Here is a 1,432-nt window from a genome sequence, read left to right as displayed (position 1 = left end):
AAGTTATTCGTGGCATTGGCGATTTTGCTGACGTCAGTGCCCTGTAGCGCCACACTCACCACATGAGCGGTGGCGATATTCGCGATAAAGCTTACTTTCTCATCAGCGCTCACACTGGTGGTGTCACCCACGCGGGCACTGACGGTAATATCGGCCACTGCGACGTTGGTGCTGGTCAGGGTGATGGTTGCCAGGCCTGTTGCATCAGTGACACTGCTTGATGGCAGGACCACACTACTGCCTTTATCCTGTGACCAGCTCACGGTGATCCCGGCTTGTTTTACCGGGTTATCATTAGCATCAACCACCTGAGCCGTATAATTAAAGGCATTGATACCGTTAGCGACTTTGTTTACCTCTGTGTCAGTAAGTGTGACTATTTTCACTTTTGCCGTTGCGTTGTTGGCAATGAAACTCACCACTTCCTTTGCGTTCACACTTGGCGTATTGCCGACCTGAGCACTTACGATAATGTTATCCACTGCCTTAGTGCTGCTGGTGAGCGTTATGATTGCCTGACCGTTAGCATCCGTGGTTCCGTTAACAGTGACTGAGAGATCAGACTGATTCACCATAGGAGCGACAATTGCGCCTTCCACGGGATTATTATTGGTATCAGTGACGGTCACGGTATAAGTAAAGAAATTATTTCCGTCGGCAATTTGGCTGGTTATGGTTCCTACCAGGGATACATCACTGACTTTCGCCAGTGAACTGTCGGCTGTAAAGTTCACCGCCTTGGCATTCACGCTGGGGGTTGCAAGATACTGTGCACTGACCTGTATATTGCTCACCGCTGTTGTGGTACTGGTCAGTGTGATGGTTGCTTGTCCTGCCGCATTAGTAACACTGCTTGATGGTAGTGTCACAGCACTGCCCTGGTCTTGTGTCCATTTTACGGTTAATCCCGCTTGCTTCACTGGGTTACCATTATTATCAATGAGCTGTGCGGTGTAGTTAAACGTATTTGTGCCGTTAGCTACTTTGATCTGCACGTTGTCATCTAATTCAACGGTACCTACTTTCGCCGTCGCGCTGTTGGCGATAAAGCTCACCGTCTCATTTGCGTCCACTTGTTGGGTATCGTCCACTTGGGCTCTGACGGTAATATCGGCGACTGCGATGTTGGTGCTGGTGAGGGTGATGGTTGCCTCACCGCTGGCATTGGTGACCCCGTTGGGGATTGCCGGTAGTCCGGATTTATCCGCCGTGGCGGTGACGGTCACGCCGGGTACCAGGTTGTCGTTACTGTCCTTCACCGTTACCGTATAGGTGAAGCTACTGGTGCCGTCTGCAATTTTACTGACATCGGTGCCCTGTAGCTCCACACTCACCACATGAGCGGTGGCGATGTTGGCGATAAAGCTCACCTGCCTGTCGGCATTCACACTGGCGGTGTCACCCACACGGGCCATAACGGTAATATCGGCCA

Annotated in this window: 1 protein-coding gene; it reads right to left on the bottom strand. The window is 51.3% G+C overall.

Annotated features, from left to right (window positions below; translation table 11 throughout):
* Positions 1–1,432: Ig-like domain-containing protein (locus JK154_RS17580; protein ID WP_211994026.1), on the bottom strand; the 1,432-nt coding region annotated here is incomplete at both ends.

Source organism: Citrobacter sp. JGM124, from assembly GCF_018257795.1.
Lineage (GTDB): Bacteria > Pseudomonadota > Gammaproteobacteria > Enterobacterales > Enterobacteriaceae > JGM124.
This window is presented reverse-complemented; position numbering and strand designations above follow the sequence as displayed.